Genomic DNA, 22,019 nt, shown 5'->3' with positions numbered 1-22,019 from the left:
GGTGAATATCTCGGCGCCCTTCATTCGGCGTCCGGTCGCGACGATTCTGATCGCCGTAGGGATCGGCCTTGCGGGCGTGCTCGGCTTTCTGAATCTGCCCGTCTCGCCCTTGCCGCAGGTCGATTTCCCGACGATCTCTGTGTCCGCCGTGCTGCCGGGCGCGAGCCCGGAAACGGTCGCCTCAAGCGTCGCCAGTCCGCTCGAGCGCTCGCTCGGCCAGATCGCCTCCGTCACCGAAATGACCTCGCGCAGCACGATTGGCCTCACCTCCATCACGCTGCAATTCGATATCGACCGCGACATCAATGGCGCCGCGCGCGACATTCAGGGCGCGATCAATGCGGCGCGCGCTGATTTGCCGACGAGCCTGCGCAGCAATCCAACGTACCGCAAGTTAAACCCCGCTGACGCGCCGATGCTCGTGCTCGGGCTGACCTCGAAAACGAAGACGGCCGGCCAGATGTATGACCTGGCCACCAACATCCTGCAGCCGCGCCTGTCACAGCTCGAGGGCGTCGGTCAGGCGTCTATCGCCGGATCCGCGCTGCCCGCCGTCCGCGTCGAGATCAACCCGCATTCGCTGTCGAAATATGGCATAGGCCTCGAAGATGTCCGCGCCGCGCTGGCCGCCGCCAACGCGAACAGTCCGAAAGGCGCGATCGAGGGCGACGACCGCCATTTTCAGATCTACACCAACGATCAGGCGAATGTCGCCGCCGACTACCGCAATCTCGTGATCGCCTACCGCGATGGCGCGCCGGTGCGCCTTACCGACGTCGCCGAGGTCGTCGATTCCATCGAGGATCTGCGCAATGAAGGGTTCATCAACGGCTCAACCGGCGTTCTCGTCATCGTCTCCCCGGAGCCCGGGGCGAACATCATCCGCACGGTCGATGCGATCAAGGCCGAGTTGACGCATCTGCGCGCGGCGATGCCCGCCGACGTCGACATGATCGTTACCGGCGACAGGAGCAACACGATCCGCGCCTCGCTGCAGGACACCGAGCGAACGCTCCTGTTCTCGATCGCTCTCGTCACGCTGATCGTTTTCCTGTTCCTGCACGACTGGCGTTCGGCGTCCGTTCCCGCGGTGGTGACGCCGCTGTCGATCGTCGGCGCGTTCGGGGCCATGTATCTTGCGGGCTTCAGCCTCAATATTCTCTCGCTGATGGCGCTGACGATCGCGACCGGCTTCGTCGTCGACGACGCCATCGTCGTTCTCGAGAATATCGCGCGCCATATCGAGGCGGGCGCGCGGCCGCGCGAGGCGGCGCTCGCCGGCGCGCGCGAGGTCGGCTTCACCGTCATTTCGATCAGCGTCTCGCTGGTCGCCGTATTCATCCCGATCCTGTTCATGGGCGGCATCATCGGGCGTCTGTTCCGCGAATTCGCGCTGACCCTCACCTTCGCTATCATCATTTCGCTCGTGCTGTCGCTGACGCTGACGCCGATGATGTGCTCGCTGGTCTTGCGGGTGCGGTCGGCGCGGGAGGGGGCCGGGCGCCGCTTCGATCCGCTGGCGGCGCTTCAGCGCGGCTACGGCCGCACGCTCGGCTGGGCGCTCCGCCACAGCGGCTTCATCATGCTGGCGCTGTTCGCCACCATCTGCCTCAATATTTCACTGTTCACGATCATCCCCAAGGGCTTCTTCCCGCAGGTCGACACCGGCCGCATCATGGGCTCGATCGTGGCGGATCAGAGCATCTCGTTCCAGGCTATGCGGGAGAAACTGCGCCAGCTGCAGGACATCGTCCGCGCCGATCCGGCCGTCGAAAGCATCGTCGGTTTCACCGGCGGCAGCGAAACCAATTCCGGACGATCCTTCATCAGCCTGAAGCCGCGGGCGCAACGCGACGCTTCGGCCGATGAGGTGATTGCGCGCCTGCGCGTCAAACTCGCGACCGTGCCGGGCGTTACGCTCTATCTGCAAGCCGTGCAGGATCTGCGCATGGGCGGACGCCTCGGCAATGCGCAATATCAATATACGCTGCAGGGCGACGATGCGAATGAGATCTACCGCTTCGCGCCGAAGCTGGTCGAGGCTCTGCGGGGCAGCCGCGTGATCGCCGACATCAACGCCGATCAGCAACAGGGCGGCCTCGCCTCTCAGATCGTCATCGATCGCGACGCCGCCGCACGGCTTGGCGTCAGCATGAACGAAATCTCGCAGACGCTTTACGACGCTTTCGGGCAGCGCCAGGTTTCAACGATCTTTTCCGCCGTCAACCAATATCATGTCGTGATGGAGGTCGCGCCGCGCTATTGGCAGGACCCCTCGATCCTGAAAGACATTTACGTCAGCCCGGCCGGCGGCAATCCCAGCGGCTCCGCGCAAAGCGCCCTGCCGTCCGGAACCGTGACCAGCGCTGCGACCTCTAGCGGGACGGCCGCGACGCAGTCGGTGGACAATTCCGCGCGCAACGCCGCGACAAATGCGATCGCTTCAAGCGGCAAGTCGAGCGCCTCCGCCGGCGCCGCCGTCAGCACGTCGCGGGAAAAAATGATTCCGCTGGCGGCGATGGCGCATTTCGAGTCGGGCAAAACCTCCCTCAACATCAATCATCAAGGGCTCTTCGTCGCCAGCACGCTCTCCTTCAATCTGCGTCCCGGCGCCTCGCTCGGTCAGGCGATTACGGAAATCAACAAGGCGTCGGCGCAAATCGGCATGCCGGCGTCGATCCGCGGCGTGCCGCAGGGCGCGGCGCAGGCCTTTCAGTCCTCGCTTGGCAATCAGGCCGTGCTGTTTCTGGCGGCGCTCGCGACGGTCTACATCGTGCTTGGCATTCTATATGAGAGCTTCATCCATCCGATCACGATCCTGTCGACTCTGCCGTCGGCCGGCGTCGGAGCGGTGCTGGCGCTGATGGGCTTTCGTCTCGAATTCAGCGTCATCGCCATGATCGGCGTGATCTTGCTGATCGGCATCGTCAAGAAGAACGCGATCATGATGATCGACTTCGCCCTGGCGGCCGAGCGCTTGCGGGGCCTCAGCCCAAGGGAATCGATCTTCGAGGCCTGCCTTTTGCGTTTCCGGCCGATCATGATGACGACCTTCGCGGCAATCCTCGGCGCCGCGCCGCTCGCGCTCAGCGCCGGCGAAGGCGCCGAAATGCGCCGGCCGCTCGGCGTCGCCATCGTCGGCGGGCTGATCGTCAGCCAAATGCTGACGCTTTACACGACGCCGGTTATCTACCTCTACATGGACAGCTTCCGCCTTGCCGCGAAGGAGCGCTGGCGCCGGCTCTTTCCGCGCCTCGCAACGCCGACGACAGACCACGCTGGCTGAAGACGGCGCCGTCCAGTTGATCTGGGTAAAAGCGATCAGACGTCACGGCGCCCGCAAATCTATCTTGTCGGCGGCTCAATACGATGGATTTCACGGACTGCGAGCTGGATTGCTTTTGTCGGGAAAACAAAAGGTAACGAAAGCTGAGTGGCAGATCCAATCATGCCCCCGCTTCCGTGGAGCAGAGCTATTTGGCGGCGATCTCGGTCTCGACCGCGCTGAGCGCCGTGCGGATTTCGGCGAGGATCAGCCTGTCGGCGGCGGCCTGATCGATGTCCGGCACGTCCCAGTCGAAGATAGCGCGATATTTTTCGACGAGCTTTTTAACGTCTCCCGCGAGCTGCCCGCGATGGCGCTCCATTTCGATCTGTTCGATGTCGGCCATGGTGGGCTCCTGTGGTTCGCTGGTGGATTTTCGGAGAATAGACTGTCTGCGGTGCGCGTCCTCAGTATAAGATCCACGCGCGCGCGATTTCAAATCGGATCGCCACTTAAGGCGCGCGTGCGCAGAGAAAGCCATTCAGCGCATGGCGGCAGGAAAGCGCATCGAGATTTTGAACTCAAGGAGCGAAGCCCGCCTGCAGCGGCGCCAGTCCGGTCGCGTCTACCCGACCTGACCGTCCATCATGCCGATCTCGGGCAGACCCGAGATCGGTGGCTCGTCCCTGACTTCAAAATCCCGATGCGCTCGGGTCAGCCGTGCGATGAATGGTGTGGTGCGGCCAGAGGCGGCAAACGCGAGGGCGCATTATTTTCTCTTGCTCGCCGAAGCCTTTGGGGTTGCATCGATTACGATTATCTCCGATGCCCTCGCACCAATATCAATTCGAGTTTGCTGAATTTGCCTGATCTCATTCACTTTGTTACCCAGGTCTCCATAGTCGATAATCACGAAAATACCGAACTCCGTCTGTGAAGCGTCTTTGTAGAATTCCAGTTGTTTCTCATATCCGTGGACCACAGTGCCACCAGAGCGCTTCATCTCAACGAGCACTCGTGCGGCGTAGCCTGATGAGAATTTGAAATCGATTGGGCCGCCGCCCATGTTCGCCTCCGGGGAAATATCTACGTTGTTGGCCTTGCAGAAAGCGTCGGCGATTGCGTAATAGATTAGCTGGGAAGCTCGCTCTTTCTTTGGTTTACCCTCAATCCACAACTCCTCCCAGAGGTTGCCTTTTTCAACATGCCGCTTGAATAAGTCGAGCGTATCATTGACCAACCTGATGATCTCTTGCGGCCCGACTGACAAATTGTAGGTGCGCGGTTGCTTTAATCCCTCAAATCCATTTGAGAAGATCGCCTTTAGGCGGTAATATCCAAGCGCATCAAGATTGGGATCATAGCTGGTTACATTGTCTTTCACAGCGGCAAGGAAAAGGTCGAAGTCTTCCACTGATCCCATAGCCGCTTTTCGCAAGGCAAATTTTCGGTCTGCTATGGTTGGTCGTGCAAGGCCTCCCAAGTATCTATTGACCCTGTCACGTATGCGGGCATTTTGAAGTGCGGCTCTTTCTATTTCTGACCAATCATTAGCGACTGGAAGCTCCCGAACGATATCTAACGGCACGAGCACGATTGGCACTTTCCGTCCCCTAACGGTTGTGAATAGAGGGAGCTTGTGATCGGTGCTCACATTGCAATCGTGCACGGGAATGCTGTTGGCTTTGCAAAATGCTTCAGTTATTGACGCTAGCTGCTCAGTAATCACACGGGCGGTAAAGTCACTTATGGTGTCAGCCCCTACATTCTCTTCGAAAAACCCCATCAAGGATACCATCTCCGGGTCATTAGCCCCCAGCTCAATGATCTCCTTGCTAGTGCGCATAATCGCTATGCGAACGTCCTCGGGTCGCGAACTACCTGACCGCCCGCTGCCCCCGTATCCAAGACCGTTTTCCGGAGGCTCTCGCAGATCAAGTTGACGTCGGGCAGCCTTCCAAGCCGCATCGTTCTCTTCTTTAGATATCGCAAGCAGACGCACAAAGTTCTGAAAGTGCCTACGGAATTCGTCGATACCCTGTTTTCTGATCTGCGGATGTGACGATTTCTCAAGGAGAACAGGATCGATGAAGAGGTTTATGTCCACGTCTAAAAAGGGATCAATTAGACCGGCCGCTTGAAGAGCGTCACTCTCGACCCCAAAGTACACAGAAAAAAGCGTGGGGTCTTTAACTCGAGCCATTCACCACCCAGAAGCGAACCTTTATTGCATCGCGAGCGCGCAACCAAGGTCGCGAGCGCTCTCTACTTTTCTGAGCGTCCCTTAGACGTTCCTCGCAGAAGTTCCGCAATGTTGAGCTAACAGTGTTCGCTTCTAGCTGGTGAACGCTTATCGTGCGCGCCGGTCGCATTAATCCTCAACTACATCCCGTGGTCCCACCACAGGTATCACACTTCAAGCACGTGCCATTCCGCACCAGCGTGAAATTCCCGCATTCGCCACAGGCTTCGCCGGTGTAGCCTTTCATGCGGGCCTGGCTGCGCTTTTCGGCTATGGCTGCGCCTTCCGCCGGCGTTGTCCAGTTGAGCTGGCCGAGTTCAGCCTCGACGTCTTGTTCGAGATTTTCCTTCAGCGCCGTCGCGGCCTGGCTGCCACCGTAGCCGCCGGAGATCAGCATCAGCTTGTCGCTCTTGGAGCGTACGAAACCGCTCGAGACGAATTTTGCCGCCCCCGGCGCCGCAGTCGCAGAAGAACCGCCGCCCGAACCGCCCGCCGGCGGCTTGCCCTGCGTCTCGCCCTTGCCGAGCACGTCATGGCCAATGTCGGACGGGTCGATGTGGGCGAGGTCGTTGCGGCCGAGATAGGAGATCGCCAGCTCCCGGAAAATATAATCGAGGATCGAGGTGGCGTTCTTGATCGCGTCATTGCCCTGCACGAGGCCCGCCGGCTCGAAGCGCGTAAAGGTGAAGGCGTCGACATATTCGTCGAGCGGCACGCCATATTGCAGGCCGACCGAAATGGCGATGGCGAAATTATTCATCAGCGAGCGGAAGGCGGCGCCTTCCTTATGCATGTCGATAAAGATTTCGCCGATGCGCCCGTCGCCATATTCGCCGGTGCGCAGATAGACCTTGTGGCCGCCGACGACGGCTTTTTGGGTGTAGCCTTTGCGGCGGTCGGGCAGGCGCTCGCGCTCGCGGGTGCGCTCGATCCGCTCGACAATGCGTTCGACGATTTTTTCCGCGACGGCCGCGGTTCGCGCGGGCGCGTTGGAGGCCATCAACACTTCGACGGCTTCCTCCGCCTCGTCGTCGTCATCCTCGATCAGCTGGCTGTTCAGCGGCTGCGACAGTTTCGAGCCGTCGCGGTAGAGCGCATTGGCCTTGAGGCCAAGCCGCCACGACAACATATAGGCGTCCTTGCAATCCTCCACCGAGGCGTCGTTCGGCATGTTGATGGTTTTCGAGATCGCGCCCGAAATGAAGGGCTGCGCCGCCGCCATGATGCGGATGTGGCTTTGCGTCGACAGATAGCGTTTTCCCGTGCGCCCGCACGGGCTCGCGCAATCGAACACGCCATAATGGGCAAGCTTCAGATGCGGCGCGCCCTCGACCGTCATGGCGCCGCAGACATAGGTGTTGGCGGCCTCGATTTCGCCGCGTGAAAAACCGAGCCATGTCAGCAGGCTGAAATTCTGATCCTCGAGTTTGTCAGCCGGGATTTTCAGCTCCTGCATCAGAAACTCCGCGCCAAGCGTCCATTTGTTGAAGACGAATTTGATGTCGAAGGCGCCCTTCAGCGTGCCTTCCAGCTCGTTAAGCTTCTTCTCCGTAAAGCCCTTCGCCTTCAGCGTCTCATGGTTGATCCCCGGCGCGCTTTTCAAGGTGGCGCGGCCGACCGCGTAATCGATGATGTCGTCGATTTCCTTTTGCCCGTAGCCGAGCGAGCGCAGCCCTTCGGGAACGGCGCGGTTGATGATCTTGAAATAGCCGCCGCCGGCGAGTTTCTTGAATTTGACCAGCGCAAAATCCGGCTCGATGCCGGTGGTGTCGCAATCCATCACGAGGCCGATCGTGCCGGTCGGGGCGACGACGGAGACCTGCGCATTGCGATAGCCATGCGTCTCGCCAAGCTCGACAGCCTGCGCCCAGGCGGCTTTTGCATGGGCGCCGAGCGCGCTGAATTGCCCGAGCGCCGCAAGATCCAGCGGCACAGGGGCGATCGAGAGCGCCTCATAGCCAAAGGCCTCGCCATCGGCGGCGCGCTTGTGGTTGCGCATCACGCGCAGCATGGCCTCTTCGTTGGCGCCATAGCCCTCGAAGGCGCCAAGCTCGCGCGCCATCTCGGCCGAGGCGGCGTAGGAGACGCCGGTCAGGATCGCCGAAAAGGCGCCACAGATCGCGCGGCCCTGATCGCTGTCGTAAGATATGCCGGACGACATCAAAAGACCGCCGATATTGGCATAGCCAAGACCGAGCGTGCGATAGCGGTAGGAGTTGACCGCGATCTCCTTTGAGGGAAATTGCGCCATCATCACCGAAATCTCGAGCACGACGGTCCACAGCCGCACGGCGTGTTCATAGGATTGAATGTCGATTGCGCCGGTGACGGGTTCGCGGAACTGCAACAGATTGAGCGAGGCGAGATTGCACGCCGTATCGTCGAGAAACATATATTCGGAGCAGGGGTTCGAGGCGACGATCGGCGCTTCGGCCGGGCAGGTGTGCCAATCGTTGATCGTCGTGTGATATTGCAGCCCCGGATCGGCGGAAGCCCAGGCGGCCTCGCCGATTTTCTCCCACAGCGCGCGCGCCTTCAACACCTTGTGCGCCTTGCCGTCGAGCCGGCGCGTCAGCGTCCAGTCGGAATCCTCCTCAACCGCGCGCAAAAAATCGTCGGTGACGCGCACGGAATTGTTGGAGTTCTGGCCGGAGACGGTGAGATAGGCTTCCTTGTCCCAATCGGTCGTAAAGGTCTCATAGTCGATCTCCCGCTCGCCCTGACGCGCGAGCTGGATCGCCTTTTTGATCGAGGCGTCGGGCACGAAGGCGCGGCGGGCGAGCTTGATCTCTTTCTTCAGCGCCGGGTTTTTTTCCGGGTTGAAGCAATCATCGCCCGGGCCGTCGCAATTGACGCAGGCGCGCGCCACGGCCTTTAACGCCTTGCGCAGCGCCTTGGAGCCGGCGACGAGCGCGGCGACCTTATGCTCCTCGCGCACCTTCCACTGGATGTAGTCTTCGATGTCGGGGTGATCGACGTCGACCACGACCATCTTGGCGGCGCGGCGCGTCGTGCCGCCCGACTTGATTGCGCCGGCGGCGCGGTCGCCGATCTTCAAAAACGACATCAGGCCGGAGGATTTGCCGCCGCCCGAGAGCTTTTCATTCTCGCCGCGCAGCTTCGAGAAATTGGAGCCGGTGCCGGAACCATATTTGAACAGACGCGCCTCGCGCACCCAAAGATCCATGATGCCGCCCTCATTGACGAGGTCGTCGGCGACGGACTGGATGAAACAGGCGTGCGGCTGCGGATGCTCATAGGATGACGTCGAGGCGGTCAGTTCGCCGCTAAAGGGATCGACGTAAAAATGCCCCTGACTCGGGCCGTCGACGCCATAGGCCCAATGCAGCCCGGTGTTGAACCATTGCGGCGAATTCGGCGCGGCGATCTGCTTTGCCAGCATGTAGCGCAATTCGTCGAAAAAGGCGCTCGCATCATCTTCCGAATCGAAGTAGCCTCCCTTCCAGCCCCAATAGGTCCAGGTTCCGGCGAGCCGGTCGAACACCTGCCGGGCAGAGATCTCGGAGGTCCAGCGTTCGGCCTCGGGCAGGGCATTGAGCGCCGCCTCATCGGCGACCGTGCGCCAGAGGAAGGAGGGGACGGAGGTCTCCTCGATTCGCTTGAGGCGGGCGGGAACGCCGGCCTTGCGGAAATATTTCTGCGCCAGAACGTCGGTCGCGACCTGGCTCCAGGCAGCCGGAATCTCGACGTCCTTCAGCGAGAACACGACGGATCCGTCGGGATTGCGGATCTCGCTGTTGGCGAAGCGGAATTCGATCTCCGCATAGGGAGACTGACCCTCTTTCGTATAGCGGCGCGCGATCTGCATCTGTCGTATCCCCGGCTGTCGTCTCTACCATATATAGTGGCTGAACGTTTAAGATGCCGTAAATGTCGTACATCTTGTGGCAAGGAACAATGAATAAATTTGCCTTCCACACAGTTTAACGAGGCTTGTGGAGAACTCCGATCCAGGCCAGTCGAATCGTCCGCCAAGGTCTCGCCTGCTGCGGCCAGAGCGCTGATCATTTGGTAATTTAATGCAAATGAGCCGCTTTCGATCATGACGATTTGGGATTCTCATCGATCCAGAATCATGAAAAAGAAGGGCAGGGCGCGGCGCCTTCGCCGCCGAAAAATGGGCGGCCGTTCGTCGGAGTGGGAGAAGGACCCGGCTATTGACGGTACATCGCGGCGCGAGACCGGGTGAAAACGCTTTTGACGGCGCGGTCGGGGCGCGCCCTTCGCAGGCGCGCAGCACCCTCGCCGTCGCCGGAACGGCGCATGCGCTGCACGATGGCTATACGGACCTGATTTACATCCTGCTGCCTGTCTGGCAGGCCGAGTTTGCGCTTGGCTTTGGCATGTTGGCGCTGCTGCGCGCGCTCTACGCCGCGAGCATGGCGGCGCTGCAGGTTCCGGTCGGGCGTCTCGCCGAAAGATGGGACGGCCGAATCATTCTGGCGCTTGGCACGGCCCTGTCAGGGATCGGCTACGCTCTTGCCGGGGCGTCCGGCGGCTTGGCGGGTCTTTGCGCCGCGCTCGCCATCTCCGGCGCCGGCTCCAGCACGCAGCATCCGATCGCCTCGGCGGCCGTGTCGCGCGCCTATGGCAAGGCCTCGCGCGGGCCGCTTGGCGTCTATAATTTTTCGGGCGATCTTGGCAAAGCGGCCATTCCCGCTCTCACTTCCTTGCTGCTCATCTTCATGTCCTGGCGCCATGCCCTCTGGCTCCTCGCCCTTATCGGCGTCGCCACGGCGATTGCTATTGCCGCTCTGATGCCGCCGATCCCCCGAGCGGGCGCGGCGGACGAGCGACCGGAAGCGAGGGGCAAAGGGCGCGGCGGCTTTCCGCTGCTGTTTGCCATCGGCGTGCTCGATACCGGCGTGCGGATGGGCTTTTTGACCTTCCTTCCCTTTATTCTCAAGGCGCATGGGGCCTCTTTGCCGACTGTTGGCCTCGCGCTGTCTTTCGTCTTCATCGGCGGGGCGGCCGGAAAATTCGCCTGCGGCTGGCTTGGCGCGCGCATCGGCGTGCTGCGGACCGTGCTGCTGACCGAGGGCGGGACGGCCGCCGCCATTCTGGCCGTTCTGATCCTGCCGCTTCCGGCCATCCTCGTCTTGCTGCCGCTGCTCGGAATCATGCTGAACGGAACCTCGTCGGTCCTCTATGGAACGGTCCCGGAGCTGACGCCGCCCCATCGCGTCGAGCGGGCCTTTGCACTGTTTTATACCGGCACGATCGGGTCGGGAGCCGTCTCGCCCATTTTTTATGGCGTGCTCGGCGACGCCGTCGGCGCGAATTGGGCAGTCGCCGCCACAGCGATGGTTGCGCTTTCCATCTTTCCGCTGGCCCTCGCCCTTGCGCGCCATCTCGAGCCGGCGCCCTGAGCGCGCGGCGCCATCGGGCTGGACAGCAAGCCCGGCGCCCGCCATAAAGTCAGCGCGACAGGGACCCGTCTGCCAAGCTCAAGTTCGAGGCGCGCCGTGATGAAATGGCTTTTGTTGATCTTCACATGGTGGAACGGGCAGACCCTGAACACCAAGCTTTACACGGCCCGCCACGGCAAGCTGGTTGGAACCGACGAATTCGGCAACAGCTATTACCGCTCCCATGTGATCGATCCGGCGCTGGGCTTCGAGCGGCGCTGGGTGATTTACGCCGGGGTCAGCGAAGGATCGAAGACGCCGCCCGGCTGGTACGGCTGGCTGCATCACACGGTCGATACGCCGCCGACGGAAGAAGATTACAAGCCGCGTCCGTGGCAATTGCCGCATCTGCCCAATCTGACCGGCACGCCGGAAGCATGGCGCCCGCCGGGTTCGACGCTGCGCGCCAACGCCCGGCCGAAAGCCACCGGCGATTACGAGGCCTGGGCCCCCGAAGGTTAATTGAGAGCGACCCGCGATATGATGTTTTCCGGGCGGCCGCTCCGTCAGGACGCCCTGCGCGAGCTATCGGCAGGCTCTCTTGTCACATAAAATATCCATGAGCGAAGCCGCGATCCGCCCCTCGCTTCGGTGCAAAAGCTGGCCGGCTCGCCGGCTTTTCGCCGCCGCGGGGCTTTTCGCCGCCGCGGCGCTTGGCGTCCTCGCGGCGGGGCCGGCTCAGGCCGACCGCATCAAGCATCCGATCGCGGTGTTTTCCGGCCTCGACAAGATTACCGGACGGATTATCACCTTCGAGGTCGCGACCGACGAAACCGTGCAGTTCGGCACGCTGCAGATCACCGAGCGCGCCTGCTACACGCGACCCGCGACCGAAGCGCCGCAGACGACGACCTTTGTCGAGGTCGACGAGGTCGACGCCAAGAACGAATATAAGCGGATATTTTCCGGCTGGATGTTTGCGGCGAGCCCCGGCCTGCATGGCATCGAGCATCCGATCTACGACATCTGGCTGACCGACTGCAAAGGCGGCAAGGAGGTCATCGCGAGCCCGGAGGCCGTCGCCGAGCCGTCGCTTCCGCCGCCGGAAAACGCAAGCCCGGCGCCGAAGAAGGCGACGAAACCGCGTCGCGTCCAGCCGCAGCCGCCACAGCCGCCTGTGGATAATTTCGGCGAGCCGCCGCCCATTCAGGATCAGGCCCCCGTCGAGGTCGCGCCGCCGCCGGGATTCCGGCCGCCGCCGACGCAGCCGCGCGCGCGGCGCCAGGCTCCGCTTGATGATTTCGAATCGCCCGTTCCGCCCGGCGATATTCCAGATCCGCGCGCGCGGTAATCGCGCGCAGCAGGACCACCGGCAACCGTCTTGGCGCTGCCCCTGGCGGGCGTCCCGCGGCTTGTCTTGCCCGTGCCTTGAAAATACCCCCCGGAAGTGGTGAGGGCGCCCTTGCTTTGGCGCATTGCGCGCCAAATCTACCCATCGGGGACATACGGCCTGTGGCGTGGACTGGCGAGACCAAATCGCCCCCGTCCTGCCGGTGCGACGCGACCCGCGCGGTCTTTCGAATTGGCGCGGCAAACCTGTCCTAAGTTTCATCTGACCGAAACGGAGGCGTAAGCCTGGCCCCGGCAAACTGCCTCAATCAGCCCGGCCCGGCCGCTGTTTGCGCGCAAGCCCTTCCCCTTTGCCCGTTATCCATGATGGAGAACAAACTCGATGGCTCTTCCCTTGCTTCCTGGTTCTGAACAGAATGGCCAATCGCATCCCGCGCCCCGGCGCGGCCTTCGGGTCGTTCTGCTTGGCGCCGTAGCGACGGCCGCCCTGACCGGAGCGCTGACGACTGGCTTCGTTTCGCCTCATTCCGCAATTGCCGAAACCGCCGCGCCCATCGCGGCGCAGGCGCCGTCCGTTTCGCCGGTTTCCTTTGCAGATGTCGTCGACAGCGTTCGCCACGCCGTTGTTTCGGTCAAGGTCAAGATTACCGAGACCGCCGACGCCTCGGACGATGACGACGACAACAGTGATTCGCCGCGTCCCGGCCAGATCCCGCGGCTCCAGCCGGGCGATCCGCTCGAGCGCTTCTTCAAGCGCTTTGGCCAGCCGGGCGCGCCGCATCAGTTCGGCCAGGGCGGTCCCGGCAAGCCGCATATGGCGCAGGCGCAGGGCTCGGGCTTCATCATTTCGTCCGACGGATATGTCGTCACCAACAACCATGTCGTCGAGAAGGCGACCGATGTCACCCTGACCACGGACGACGGCAAAACCCTTCACGCCACTGTCGTCGGCGCCGACAAGAAGACCGATCTCGCCCTTCTGAAGATCAAGGAAGACGGCTCCTATCCGCATGTGAAATTCTCCAGCGCGACGCCCCGCGTCGGCGACTGGGTGATCGCGGTCGGCAATCCGTTCGGTCTTGGCGGCACGGTGACGGCCGGCATCGTCTCGGCCCGCGGCCGCGACATTGGCGCTGGCCCCTATGACGACTTCCTGCAGATCGACGCGCCGGTGAACCGCGGCAATTCGGGCGGCCCGACCTTCAACACGCAGGGCGACGTCGTCGGCGTCAACACGGCGATCTTCTCGCCGTCCGGCGGCAGCGTTGGCATCGGCTTCGCCATTCCCTCTGAGACGGCGCAGTCGATCATCGCCACGCTGAAAGACAAGGGCTCGGTCGCCCGCGGCTGGATCGGCGTTCAGATTCAGCCGGTGACCGACGAGATCGCCGACAGCCTCGGCCTCAAGTCGAGCAAGGGCGCGCTTGTCGCCGACGCGCAGGAGAATTCGCCCGCCAAGGAAGCCGGCATCAAATCCGGCGACATCATCCTCGGCGTCAATGGCGAGCGTATCGATGGTCCGCGCGATCTCGCCAAGAAGGTGGCGGCGCTTGGTCCGGGCAAGAAGGCCGATCTGCTCTATTGGCACGACGGGTCGGAAAAGACCGTCGCGGTGAAGCTCGGCTCGCTGCCGGACGAGAAGGAGGCGGCCAAGCCCGCGGCGCTGCAGGATAATTCCGCCATCGCCGGCCTCGGGCTGAAGCTGGCTCCGGCTTCCTCGGTGCAGGGCGCGGGTAATGATGGCGTCGTTGTCGCCGACATCGATCCCGAAGGCTCGGCCGCCCAGAAGGGCCTCAGGGTCGGAGATCTCATCCTCGAGGCCGGCGGCCGCGCGGTGAGCAAGCCGTCCGAAATTGCGGCGATTATCGCCGACGCGAAGAAGGAAGGCCGCAAGGCCGTGTTGCTGCGGGTCAAGAGCGGCGAGGGCACTCGCTTCGTGGCCGTGGCGACCAACCCCGCTTCCTGAGTCTCGCTCCCTAGAGAGACTTGAGTGGGTCCGCGACGGGACGCCCCCCGCTGCGTCGCGGGCCCCAGGACGCACAGGCCGGGAGGAAACTCCCGGCCTGATGCTTTTTGGAGAATCGAGTATGATGCCGTCCATGCGCATTCTCATCGTCGAAGATGATTCGGAAGCGGCCAATTACATGGCCAAGGCATTCCGTGAGGCAGGACATGTCGCCGACCATGTTGGCGACGGGCTCGAAGGCTACGCCCGGGCCCGCGAGGAGGATTACGACGTCCTCATCATCGACCGCATGTTGCCGAAGCTCGACGGCCTGTCGCTGATTGGCGGATTGCGGGCGCAGAAGGTCGAAACGCCCGTGCTGATCCTCTCCGCGCTGGGGCAGGTCGACGACCGCGTCAAGGGCCTCAGGGCCGGGGGCGACGACTATCTCGCAAAACCCTACGCCTTCGCCGAACTTCTCGCCCGCGTTGAAGTCCTGGCCCGGCGCAAGCAGAACGGGACGGGCGAAGAGACCGTCTACCGCGTCGGCGGTCTCGAGCTTGACCGGCTGGCGCATAAGGTCACGCGCGAAGGCAAGGAGGTCCAGTTGCAGCCGCGCGAGTTCCGCCTGCTCGAATATCTGATGCGGCATGCGGGGCAGGTGGTGACGCGCACCATGCTTTTGGAGAATGTCTGGGATTATCATTTTGATCCGCAGACCAATGTCATCGACGTCCATATTTCCCGCTTGCGCAGCAAGATCGACAAGGGTTTCGAACCGCCCCTTTTGCAGACCATTCGCGGCGCCGGATATATGGTCCGTGACGGCGCTCGCTAAGCTTTTTCGCACGACGGTTTTCAAGGTTTCGCTGGCGTTTCTGGTCATTTCCGCCATCGGCGCCGGCCTCGTCCTGAGTAGCGTCGGCGACAATGTGAAGATGCTGATCGACCAGCAGATCGCCAATACGGTCGACGCCGACATTGCGGGACTGGCAGAGCAATATGCGCAGGGCGGCATCCGCCGTCTCGTCCAAAGCGTCGAAAACCGCACGCAGCGCCCGGGCGCCGATCTCTATCTCGTGACCACCGGGGCGGGCGAGCCTCTTGTCGGCAATATCGCCAGCCTGCCCCCGGGCGTGCTGGAACGGCCGGGCCTCGTCGAGACCACCTATGAGCCGGCCGGAGCGCTTCGTAAGCAAAGACGTGCGCTCGCCCGTGTCTTCGTGCTGCCGGCTGGCTTCCGCCTCGTCGTCGGGCATGATCTCGAAGAAGGCGAAAGTCTGCGCAACATTTTGCGCGGCGCCTTGCTGACCTCGCTGATCTGGCTGGTGGCGATCGGCACGCTGGGCGGGCTTTGGGTGGCGCGCCGCGTGCTGAACCGGGTGGACGCTATCAATGCGCGGGCGAAAATCATCGTCGCCGGCGATCTCACCGGCCGGCTTCCGATTGCCGGCACCGGCGACGAACTCGACCGGCTCGTGCAAAATCTCAACGCCATGCTCGATCGCATCTCGCTTCTGATGACGGGGCTGAAGCAGGTCAGCGACAATATCGCCCATGACCTCAAGACGCCGCTGACGCGCCTTCGCGCGCGCGCGGAAGCCGCGCTGCAATTCGGCAAGACGCCGGAAGATTATCGCGGCGCGCTCGAAAAGGTGCTGGAGGAATCCGACCGGCTGATCCAGATTTTCGACGCGCTGCTCAAGATCGCCCGCGCTGAGGCGGGATCTGGCCCTGAGGGCGCAATCGACTTCGACGCCGGCGCAATGATCGCCGACGTTGGGGAGCTTTACGAGCCGGCCGTCGAAGAGCTTGGCCTCGGCCTTGACGTCCAGACACATCCGAATTTGATCATTCACGGCAGCCGCGAACTGGTCGGCCAGGCGATCGCCAATCTCGTCGACAATGCGCTGAAATATGGCGTGGAGCCTGCCGAGGCCGGGGCCGCGGATGGCCCCGCGCAAAAAACTATCGAACTCCTGGCGCGGCGCGCTGGCGCCTTCGTCGAGATCGTCGTCGGCGACCATGGCCCCGGCATTCCGGAGGCGGATCGCGAGCGCGTGCTTGACCGCTTCGTGCGGCTCGAAAATTCGCGCTCGCGGCCTGGTTCGGGCCTTGGACTCTCGCTCGCCGTAGCCGTTGCGCGGCTGCATAGCGGAACGCTGCGGCTTGAGGATAATGCGCCCGGCCTGCGCGTCGTCATCTCGCTTCCCGCCGCGACCGTAAGAGCCAAGAGCGAGCCGGCGCCGAAACTCAGCCTGCCGCCGCCAGAGGCCGCCGCATGACCCGGCCGGGGCGCGAGGCCGGCGCAACGCCGCTCTGGCGGGCGCTTCGCACGGCCCCCCTTGTCAGCGATACGTCCCGCGCGCGTGAGCGGCTCGCCGATCTCATCCGCTCGGAAACGGGCGTCGAACTTCGTCCCCTTGTGCGAAAGCTGAAGGTCAGACGGCTCCTGCTTGGACTGGCGGATCATTCGCCCTTCCTTTGGCGGCTCATCGTCCGCGATCCCCCGCGTCTGACGCGCTGCCTTGAGGCCGATTTTGACGGCTCGCTCCATGAATTGATCGCGCGAATGGCGGCGGCCTGCGACTCAACGCAGGAAGAAGCGGTCGCCATGCGCGCGCTGCGGCAGGCCAAACAGGAAAGCGCGCTTTTGATCGCGCTCGCCGACCTTGGCGGCGCCAAAAACCTCATCGAGACGACGCGGGCGCTCTCGCTTGCAGCCGACGCCTTCATCGGGGCAGCGCTCCGCTTCCTGCTTCGCGAGGCGCATCATGCGGGCAAGCTGAAGCTTCCTTCGCTCGACGCGCCGGAGCGCGGCTGCGGCCTCGTCGTTCTCGCCCTCGGCAAATTGGGGGCAAACGAACTCAACTATTCGAGCGACGTCGATCTTGTCGTATTTTACGATCCGCACGGCCCGGCGCTCGTCGGCGAGGCTTCGCCGGTTTATGTCCGGATCGCCAAGCGCCTCGTCAAACTGCTACAGGAGGCGTCCGCCGATTCCTATGTGCTGCGCGTCGACCTGCGCCTTCGTCCCGATCCCGGCTCGACGGCGATCGCCGTCTCGCTGCCGGCCGCCTACAGCTATTATGAGACGCTCGGCCAGAACTGGGAGAGGGCCGCCTACATCAAGGCGCGCGCAATGGCCGGCGATCTCGAGCTCGGGCGCGCGTTTCTCGCCGCCCTGATGCCGTTCATCTGGCGAAAATATTTCGACTATGCGGCGCTCGCCGACATCCACGCGATGAAGCGCCAGATCCACGCCGTGCGCGGCCACGCCGAAGTGACGGTTCCGGGCCACGACGTCAAGCTTGGGAGGGGCGGGATCCGCGAGGTCGAGTTTTTCGTCCAGACGCAACAGTTGATTTTCGGCGGCAAGCGGACAAATCTGCGCGGCTCGCGCACGCTCGAAATGCTCGCCGAACTTGGCGCCGACGGCTGGGCGCCGGCCGACGCCGTGAACGACCTCAGCGCCGCCTATGTTGTGTTGCGCGAGGTCGAGCATCGCCTGCAGATGATCGCAGACGAACAGACCCAGCGCCTGCCGCAGGACGCCGCCGAGCTGGCCCGTTTCGCGCATTTCTGCGGCTTCGAACGCGAGGCGGACTTCGAGAGCGCCCTGATGCGCTGCATGGGCCTTGTGTCACATCATTATGCGCGGCTGTTCGAACATGCGCCGGCGCTCGACGCAAGCGTCGGCAGTCTCGTTTTCACGGGCGCGGAGCATGACCCTGAAACGCTGGAAACGCTGACGCGGCTCGGCTTCAAGGATCCCTCCCTGGCGCTTGAAACCGTCCGCGGCTGGCATTTCGGCCGCCGGCCCGCCGTGCGCACGGCGCGCGCGCGCGAGGTGCTGACCGAGCTCGTTCCGTCGCTGCTGCAAGCCTTCTCGAAGTCTGGCGAGCCCGATCTTGCGCTCGCCGGCTTTGACGAGGCGCTGGCGCACACGCCTGCCGCGGTGGAACTGTTCTCGCTCTTGAAATCCAATCGGCCCATCTGCGAACTCTTCGCCGACATTCTCGGCGGCGCGCCGCGGCTGGCGCGAATGATCGTCGCCAATCCGCATCTTCTCGACGCCGCCATCGCGCCGCATATGTTCGAGGCGCTGACCGATGACGCCGTCTATCGCGCGCGCGCCGCGCTTCTCGCGCAGAAGACGGAGCATTTCGAGGAGTTTCTGGATCTTTTGCGCGATTTCGGGCGTGAGGAGATGTTTCGCATTGGCCTCAAGCTTTTTTCCGAAGCGATAACGCCCCTCAATGCCGGGCGGGACTATTCGTTTCTTGCGCAGGCGATCGTCGCCGCCGCCCTTGACTTCATCCTGCGCATGTTTGCAGCTGAGCACGGACGCGTCCCGGGCGGGCGGCTCGTCGTCCTCGGGCTCGGCCGGCTCGGCGCGCGCGAGATGACGGCGACGTCAGATCTCGACCTGATCGTCATATATGACTTCGATCATGCAAACCCGGAATCGGATGGCCCCCATCCCCTGCATGCCGTGCAATATTACACGCGCGTCGCGCAGCGGCTCACTGCGGCGCTGACGGTCGCGACCAAACGGGGCCGCCTCTACGAGGTCGATATGCGGCTTCGCCCGTCGGGGCGTCAGGGGCCTCTGGCGACGCAATTTGCCGGCTTCGTCGACTATCAAAACAACACGGCGGAAACCTGGGAGCATATGGCGCTGACGCGCGCCCGCGCGATCGCCGGAGACGGCGCCCTGACGAACGAGATCGAACAGGCGATCCGCGCGGTTCTTATGCGCAGGCGCGGGGACCAGCTGGCGCGCGAAGTCGGCGAGATGCGCAAGCTGATCGCCAAGGTCAAAGGCGACAAGGACCGCTGGGATTTGAAGCTCGCGTCCGGCGGATTGATCGATATCGAATTCATCGCGCAATATCTGACGCTGCGCCATGCTGCGGACTATCCGGCGATGATCTCCTCATCGACGTCCGGCATGATCGAGGCGGCGGCCGAGCTTCATTTGATCGAAACCGAGGACGCGCGCCACTTGCTCTTCGCCTACCACGTAATGACGAGCGTCATGCAAATGCTGCGGCTCGCGCTCGATCCCGGCGCAGATCCGCGCGAGGCCAGCGAGGGCGTGAAGCGCCGGCTTGCGGCGGCGGCGGAGCTGCCAAGCCTCAGCGCCCTCGAAGCGGATTTTCGCGACAGGCGTCGCATTGTGCGGAAGATCTTCGAGAAAGTTCTAATGCCGCACTGAAGAGGCGCGGAGCTTTTGCGCCGGCGCATGCGGCCGGCGCGGCGCGGCGGCCGCTGCCAACAGCAGTTTCTGACGCGGCGCATCGCGCCACTGCGGAAGATGCACGAGCACGATCGTGCCGGAGCCGACGGTCGAGCGGATGCGCATGGAGCCGCCGTGCAGATCAACAAGCGAACGCGCGATGGCAAGGCCAAGCCCCGAGCCCTTCATGCCATTGTCGAGGCTTCCGCCCAACTGCTCGAATGGGCGCCCGAGGCGGGCCTGCGCCGCCGGGGCGATGCCGACGCCGGTATCTTCGATATAAACATTAAGGGCACCCTGCACGAAGCGCGCGCGCACGCTGACGCGGCCGTCCTTTGGCGTGAATTTGACGGCATTGCGCAAGAGGATCGCCAGGATTTTCTCGAAGGCGGCGCGGTCGGCGTTGGCGCGCTTGCCGGGCATCGCCTCGGCGACAAGGGTGATCTCCTTCTCGCGCGCGATCTGCTCCACGGTTGCGAGGGCGCCGGCCACCGCTGCGTCGAGCTCGAATTCGCTTTTTTGCAGACGCACGCGGCCGGATTCAAGGCGCGACATGTCGAGCACATCAGATATGACGCCAAGCAGATATTCGCCGCTTTGCTTGATGTCGCTCGAATAATCGACGTATTTTTTTGATCCCAGCGGACCGAATGTCTCCTGTTGCATCACTTCCGAGAAGCCGATGATCGCGTTGAGCGGCGTGCGCAACTCGTGACTCATATTGGCCAAAAACTCGGATTTGGCCCTGTTGGCGGTTTCGGCTTCGGCTTTTTGTTCAAGATATTTCTCGGCAAGGTCGGCGAGCTGTTGCGCCTGTTGCTCCAGCGTTTGGCGCGATTTGCGGAGATCGGCGACGGTCGCCATAAGGCGCCGCTCGCTATCCATCAGCTGTTCTTCGTGACGCTTCAGCGCGGTGATGTCGGTGCCGACGGAAACATAGCCGCCATCCTTGGTGCGCCGTTCATTGATCTGCAGCCAGCGGCCGTCGCCAAGCCGCGCCTCATAGGTCCGCGCGCCTGCCTGCGGGCGTTCGCCGAGCGCCGTTTGCGCCTGGATCATGGGCGGCGTGCCTTTCTCCATGACCTGCGCATAAGGCGTGCCGGAAATGACCGCTTCGCTCGACAGATTGTGGAATTTCTGGAACTTCGAATTGCACATTACGAGCTGGTTGTCGGCGTCCCAGAGAACGAAGGCCTCGGACACGGATTCGATGGCGTCGCGCAGGCGCATGTCGGCGGTGGCCGTGCGTTCGGCAAGCGTTTTCTGCTCAGTGATGTCGACGCAGATGCCAACAAGGTGGGGCGTTGCGCCGGGCTGTTCGCGGACGAGTTCGGCGCGCGCGCGCAGCCATACCCATTCGCCTTTGACGTTCTGCATGCGAAACGCGTGGTCGACGCTTTCCGCTTTCGAGGCGGTGAGCATTTCGGCGATGGCGGCGAGGTCGCCGTCCTGCGGATGCACCAGCGCGTTGATGTCGCCGAACGACAGGAAATTGCCAACCGGCGCCAGTCCCAGAATTTGGTACATCGAATCCGACCAGTAGATTCGTCCGCGCGCGAGGTCCCAGTCCCAAAGTCCGCAGCGGCCGCGGCTCAACGCGGTATCGATGCGGTCGCGCACCCGTTCGCAAGCGCGGTCTGCTTCACGTGCGCGGGACGCCTGCCAGAAATAGGCAAGAGCCAGCGCGATCAACACCAGGGCCGTTGCAATGAGCAGCACCCCGGTGCGCAGCGAGGATGCACGCCAGTCGGCCAGCACGGCCGACATCGGGTAGACGATGGCGAGTTGGCCGAAGGGTTGATTGAGCGTGCGCACGGTTGCGAGCGCGTCGGCGCCGTCCGGCAGAATGATGCGCAGGACGCCGGCCTTTTCGGCGAAGATCGTCAAGGGCTGCGAGGGGCCGAGAAAGTCGAGCAGGGGGCCGCGGATGGCGCGTGCGCCAGGGGTCGATGCAATGATCTCGCCGGTGAGATCGGTGATCATCGCTTGCTGGCCCCGGGCGAGGGCGCGCGAAGGCATGGCGTCGGTGAGGGCTGCGGGGATTTCGCTGGCCGATGTGTGCTTCAGCGTCTCGCGCAGATCGTCCGCGACGACTGCGGCGAGAAGCTCGAGATCGGCGAGCGAGTCGGAGATGGCGCGCTCATAGGACTCACGCGCCATCGCCACGGTCATGGCGGCCAGCGCGCAGATGAACAAAATGACCATCGCGGGAACGGCGCGGCGAACCCAGACTTCGAGGCCGCTGATCGGAAAGACCGCACGTACAATCTCAGCGTCAGCCGCCGAGCTTCCGGCAAGTTCACGCCGTGCGTCTGCATGTGCAGACACACTGGCCGCGGTTGCGCGCGCCATGTCGGTCCCCCTCGAAACTGACCCGGGGCAAATGTGCCGCATCTCCCCCGAGTCGAGAATCATGAGACTCCGACTTGGCTTTTTTGTCCAGAGAATTCATTAACAATGAATGTAAAAAAATAGGCTTGACGGCGAAATCCCGAGGTTGCTTGGCCAAGGCCACAGGTGATCTTGTAACTTGTTGAAAAATAACATGAGGCACGCGACGCAAAATGCTCGCGGCGCGTGTTTCGCGCAAAGACTATTTGAAAAAT

General features: G+C 62.9%; 12 protein-coding genes. 8 read left to right on the top strand and 4 right to left on the bottom strand.

What is annotated here, in order from left to right; all coding sequences use genetic code 11:
- Window position 1 precedes the first annotated feature (1 nt).
- The gene (locus tag CR492_RS03965; RefSeq protein ID WP_102842443.1) at window positions 2-3,286 is read left to right on the top strand and encodes an efflux RND transporter permease subunit; all 3,285 of its coding nucleotides are present in this window, start codon (window positions 2-4) and stop codon (window positions 3,284-3,286) included.
- A gap of 187 nt (window positions 3,287-3,473) precedes the next feature.
- Here the strand turns inward: CR492_RS03965 and CR492_RS03960 are convergent, their stop codons facing one another.
- From CR492_RS03960 to CR492_RS03950, 3 genes are all read right to left on the bottom strand, one after another.
- On the bottom strand, window positions 3,474-3,671 hold the full coding sequence (locus tag CR492_RS03960; RefSeq protein WP_102842442.1) for a hypothetical protein: 198 nt from the start codon (window positions 3,669-3,671) through the stop codon (window positions 3,474-3,476).
- Between the two features lie 363 nt (window positions 3,672-4,034).
- Entirely contained in the window at window positions 4,035-5,468 is a 1,434-nt protein-coding gene (locus tag CR492_RS03955) for a hypothetical protein (protein ID WP_102842441.1), read from the bottom strand.
- A gap of 175 nt (window positions 5,469-5,643) precedes the next feature.
- Window positions 5,644-9,336 carry a vitamin B12-dependent ribonucleotide reductase gene (locus tag CR492_RS03950; RefSeq protein WP_102842440.1) on the bottom strand — a complete coding sequence of 1,231 codons (3,693 nt, stop codon included), beginning with the start codon at window positions 9,334-9,336 and terminating at the stop codon, window positions 5,644-5,646.
- A gap of 349 nt (window positions 9,337-9,685) precedes the next feature.
- Between CR492_RS03950 and CR492_RS03945 the strand changes: the two genes are divergently transcribed.
- From CR492_RS03945 to CR492_RS03915, 7 genes are all read left to right on the top strand, one after another.
- Entirely contained in the window at window positions 9,686-10,897 is a 1,212-nt protein-coding gene (locus CR492_RS03945; protein ID WP_102842439.1) for an MFS transporter, read from the top strand.
- A gap of 99 nt (window positions 10,898-10,996) precedes the next feature.
- Complete coding sequence (locus tag CR492_RS03940) at window positions 10,997-11,398, top strand: NADH:ubiquinone oxidoreductase subunit NDUFA12 (RefSeq protein WP_102842438.1); 402 nt, start codon at window positions 10,997-10,999, stop codon at window positions 11,396-11,398.
- Window positions 11,399-11,495: 97 nt separating this feature from the next.
- A complete protein-coding gene (locus CR492_RS03935) occupies window positions 11,496-12,227 on the top strand; it encodes a DUF2155 domain-containing protein (RefSeq protein WP_102842437.1) in 732 nt (243 codons plus the stop codon).
- A 381-nt stretch (window positions 12,228-12,608) separates the two neighbouring features.
- Window positions 12,609-14,192 (top strand): Do family serine endopeptidase, encoded by a 1,584-nt coding sequence (locus tag CR492_RS03930; RefSeq protein WP_102842436.1) that lies wholly within the window; start codon window positions 12,609-12,611, stop codon window positions 14,190-14,192.
- Between the two features lie 133 nt (window positions 14,193-14,325).
- On the top strand, window positions 14,326-15,009 hold the full coding sequence (locus tag CR492_RS03925) for a response regulator transcription factor (protein WP_102842555.1): 684 nt from the start codon (window positions 14,326-14,328) through the stop codon (window positions 15,007-15,009).
- Window positions 14,993-16,456, top strand: a complete 1,464-nt coding sequence (locus tag CR492_RS03920; RefSeq protein ID WP_102842435.1) for an ATP-binding protein — start codon at window positions 14,993-14,995, stop codon at window positions 16,454-16,456. Before CR492_RS03925 ends, CR492_RS03920 begins: the two co-directional genes overlap by 17 nt.
- Window positions 16,453-19,392: a bifunctional [glutamine synthetase] adenylyltransferase/[glutamine synthetase]-adenylyl-L-tyrosine phosphorylase gene (locus CR492_RS03915; protein WP_102842434.1), complete on the top strand. Its 2,940-nt coding sequence runs from the start codon at window positions 16,453-16,455 to the stop codon at window positions 19,390-19,392. Before CR492_RS03920 ends, CR492_RS03915 begins: the two co-directional genes overlap by 4 nt.
- On the opposite strand, the gene CR492_RS03910 is transcribed toward CR492_RS03915, so the two are convergent.
- On the bottom strand, window positions 19,378-21,765 hold the full coding sequence (locus CR492_RS03910) for a PAS domain-containing sensor histidine kinase (protein WP_102842433.1): 2,388 nt from the start codon (window positions 21,763-21,765) through the stop codon (window positions 19,378-19,380). The two genes, CR492_RS03915 and CR492_RS03910, sit on opposite strands and share 15 nt — an antisense overlap.
- Window positions 21,766-22,019: the final 254 nt, after the last annotated feature.

The organism is Methylocella silvestris (genome assembly GCF_002891535.1).
Classification (GTDB): domain Bacteria; phylum Pseudomonadota; class Alphaproteobacteria; order Rhizobiales; family Beijerinckiaceae; genus Methylocapsa; species Methylocapsa silvestris_A.
The sequence above is the reverse complement of the archived record's forward strand: the minus strand, read 5'-3'. Positions and strand labels throughout refer to the sequence as shown.

What these genes read in the sequence shown, in the direction of transcription:
- CR492_RS03960 (WP_102842442.1), bottom strand. Translation starts at nt 3,671, where the DNA reads ATGGCCGACATCGAACAGATCGAAATGGAGCGCCATCGCGGGCAGCTC.
- CR492_RS03955 (WP_102842441.1), bottom strand. Translation starts at nt 5,468, where the DNA reads ATGGCTCGAGTTAAAGACCCCACGCTTTTTTCTGTGTACTTTGGGGTC.
- CR492_RS03950 (WP_102842440.1), bottom strand. Translation starts at nt 9,336, where the DNA reads ATGCAGATCGCGCGCCGCTATACGAAAGAGGGTCAGTCTCCCTATGCG.
- CR492_RS03940 (WP_102842438.1), top strand. Translation starts at nt 10,997, where the DNA reads ATGAAATGGCTTTTGTTGATCTTCACATGGTGGAACGGGCAGACCCTG.
- CR492_RS03935 (WP_102842437.1), top strand. Translation starts at nt 11,496, where the DNA reads ATGAGCGAAGCCGCGATCCGCCCCTCGCTTCGGTGCAAAAGCTGGCCG.
- CR492_RS03930 (WP_102842436.1), top strand. Translation starts at nt 12,609, where the DNA reads ATGGCTCTTCCCTTGCTTCCTGGTTCTGAACAGAATGGCCAATCGCAT.
- CR492_RS03925 (WP_102842555.1), top strand. Translation starts at nt 14,326, where the DNA reads ATGCGCATTCTCATCGTCGAAGATGATTCGGAAGCGGCCAATTACATG.
- CR492_RS03915 (WP_102842434.1), top strand. Translation starts at nt 16,453, where the DNA reads ATGACCCGGCCGGGGCGCGAGGCCGGCGCAACGCCGCTCTGGCGGGCG.
- CR492_RS03910 (WP_102842433.1), bottom strand. Translation starts at nt 21,765, where the DNA reads ATGGCGCGCGCAACCGCGGCCAGTGTGTCTGCACATGCAGACGCACGG.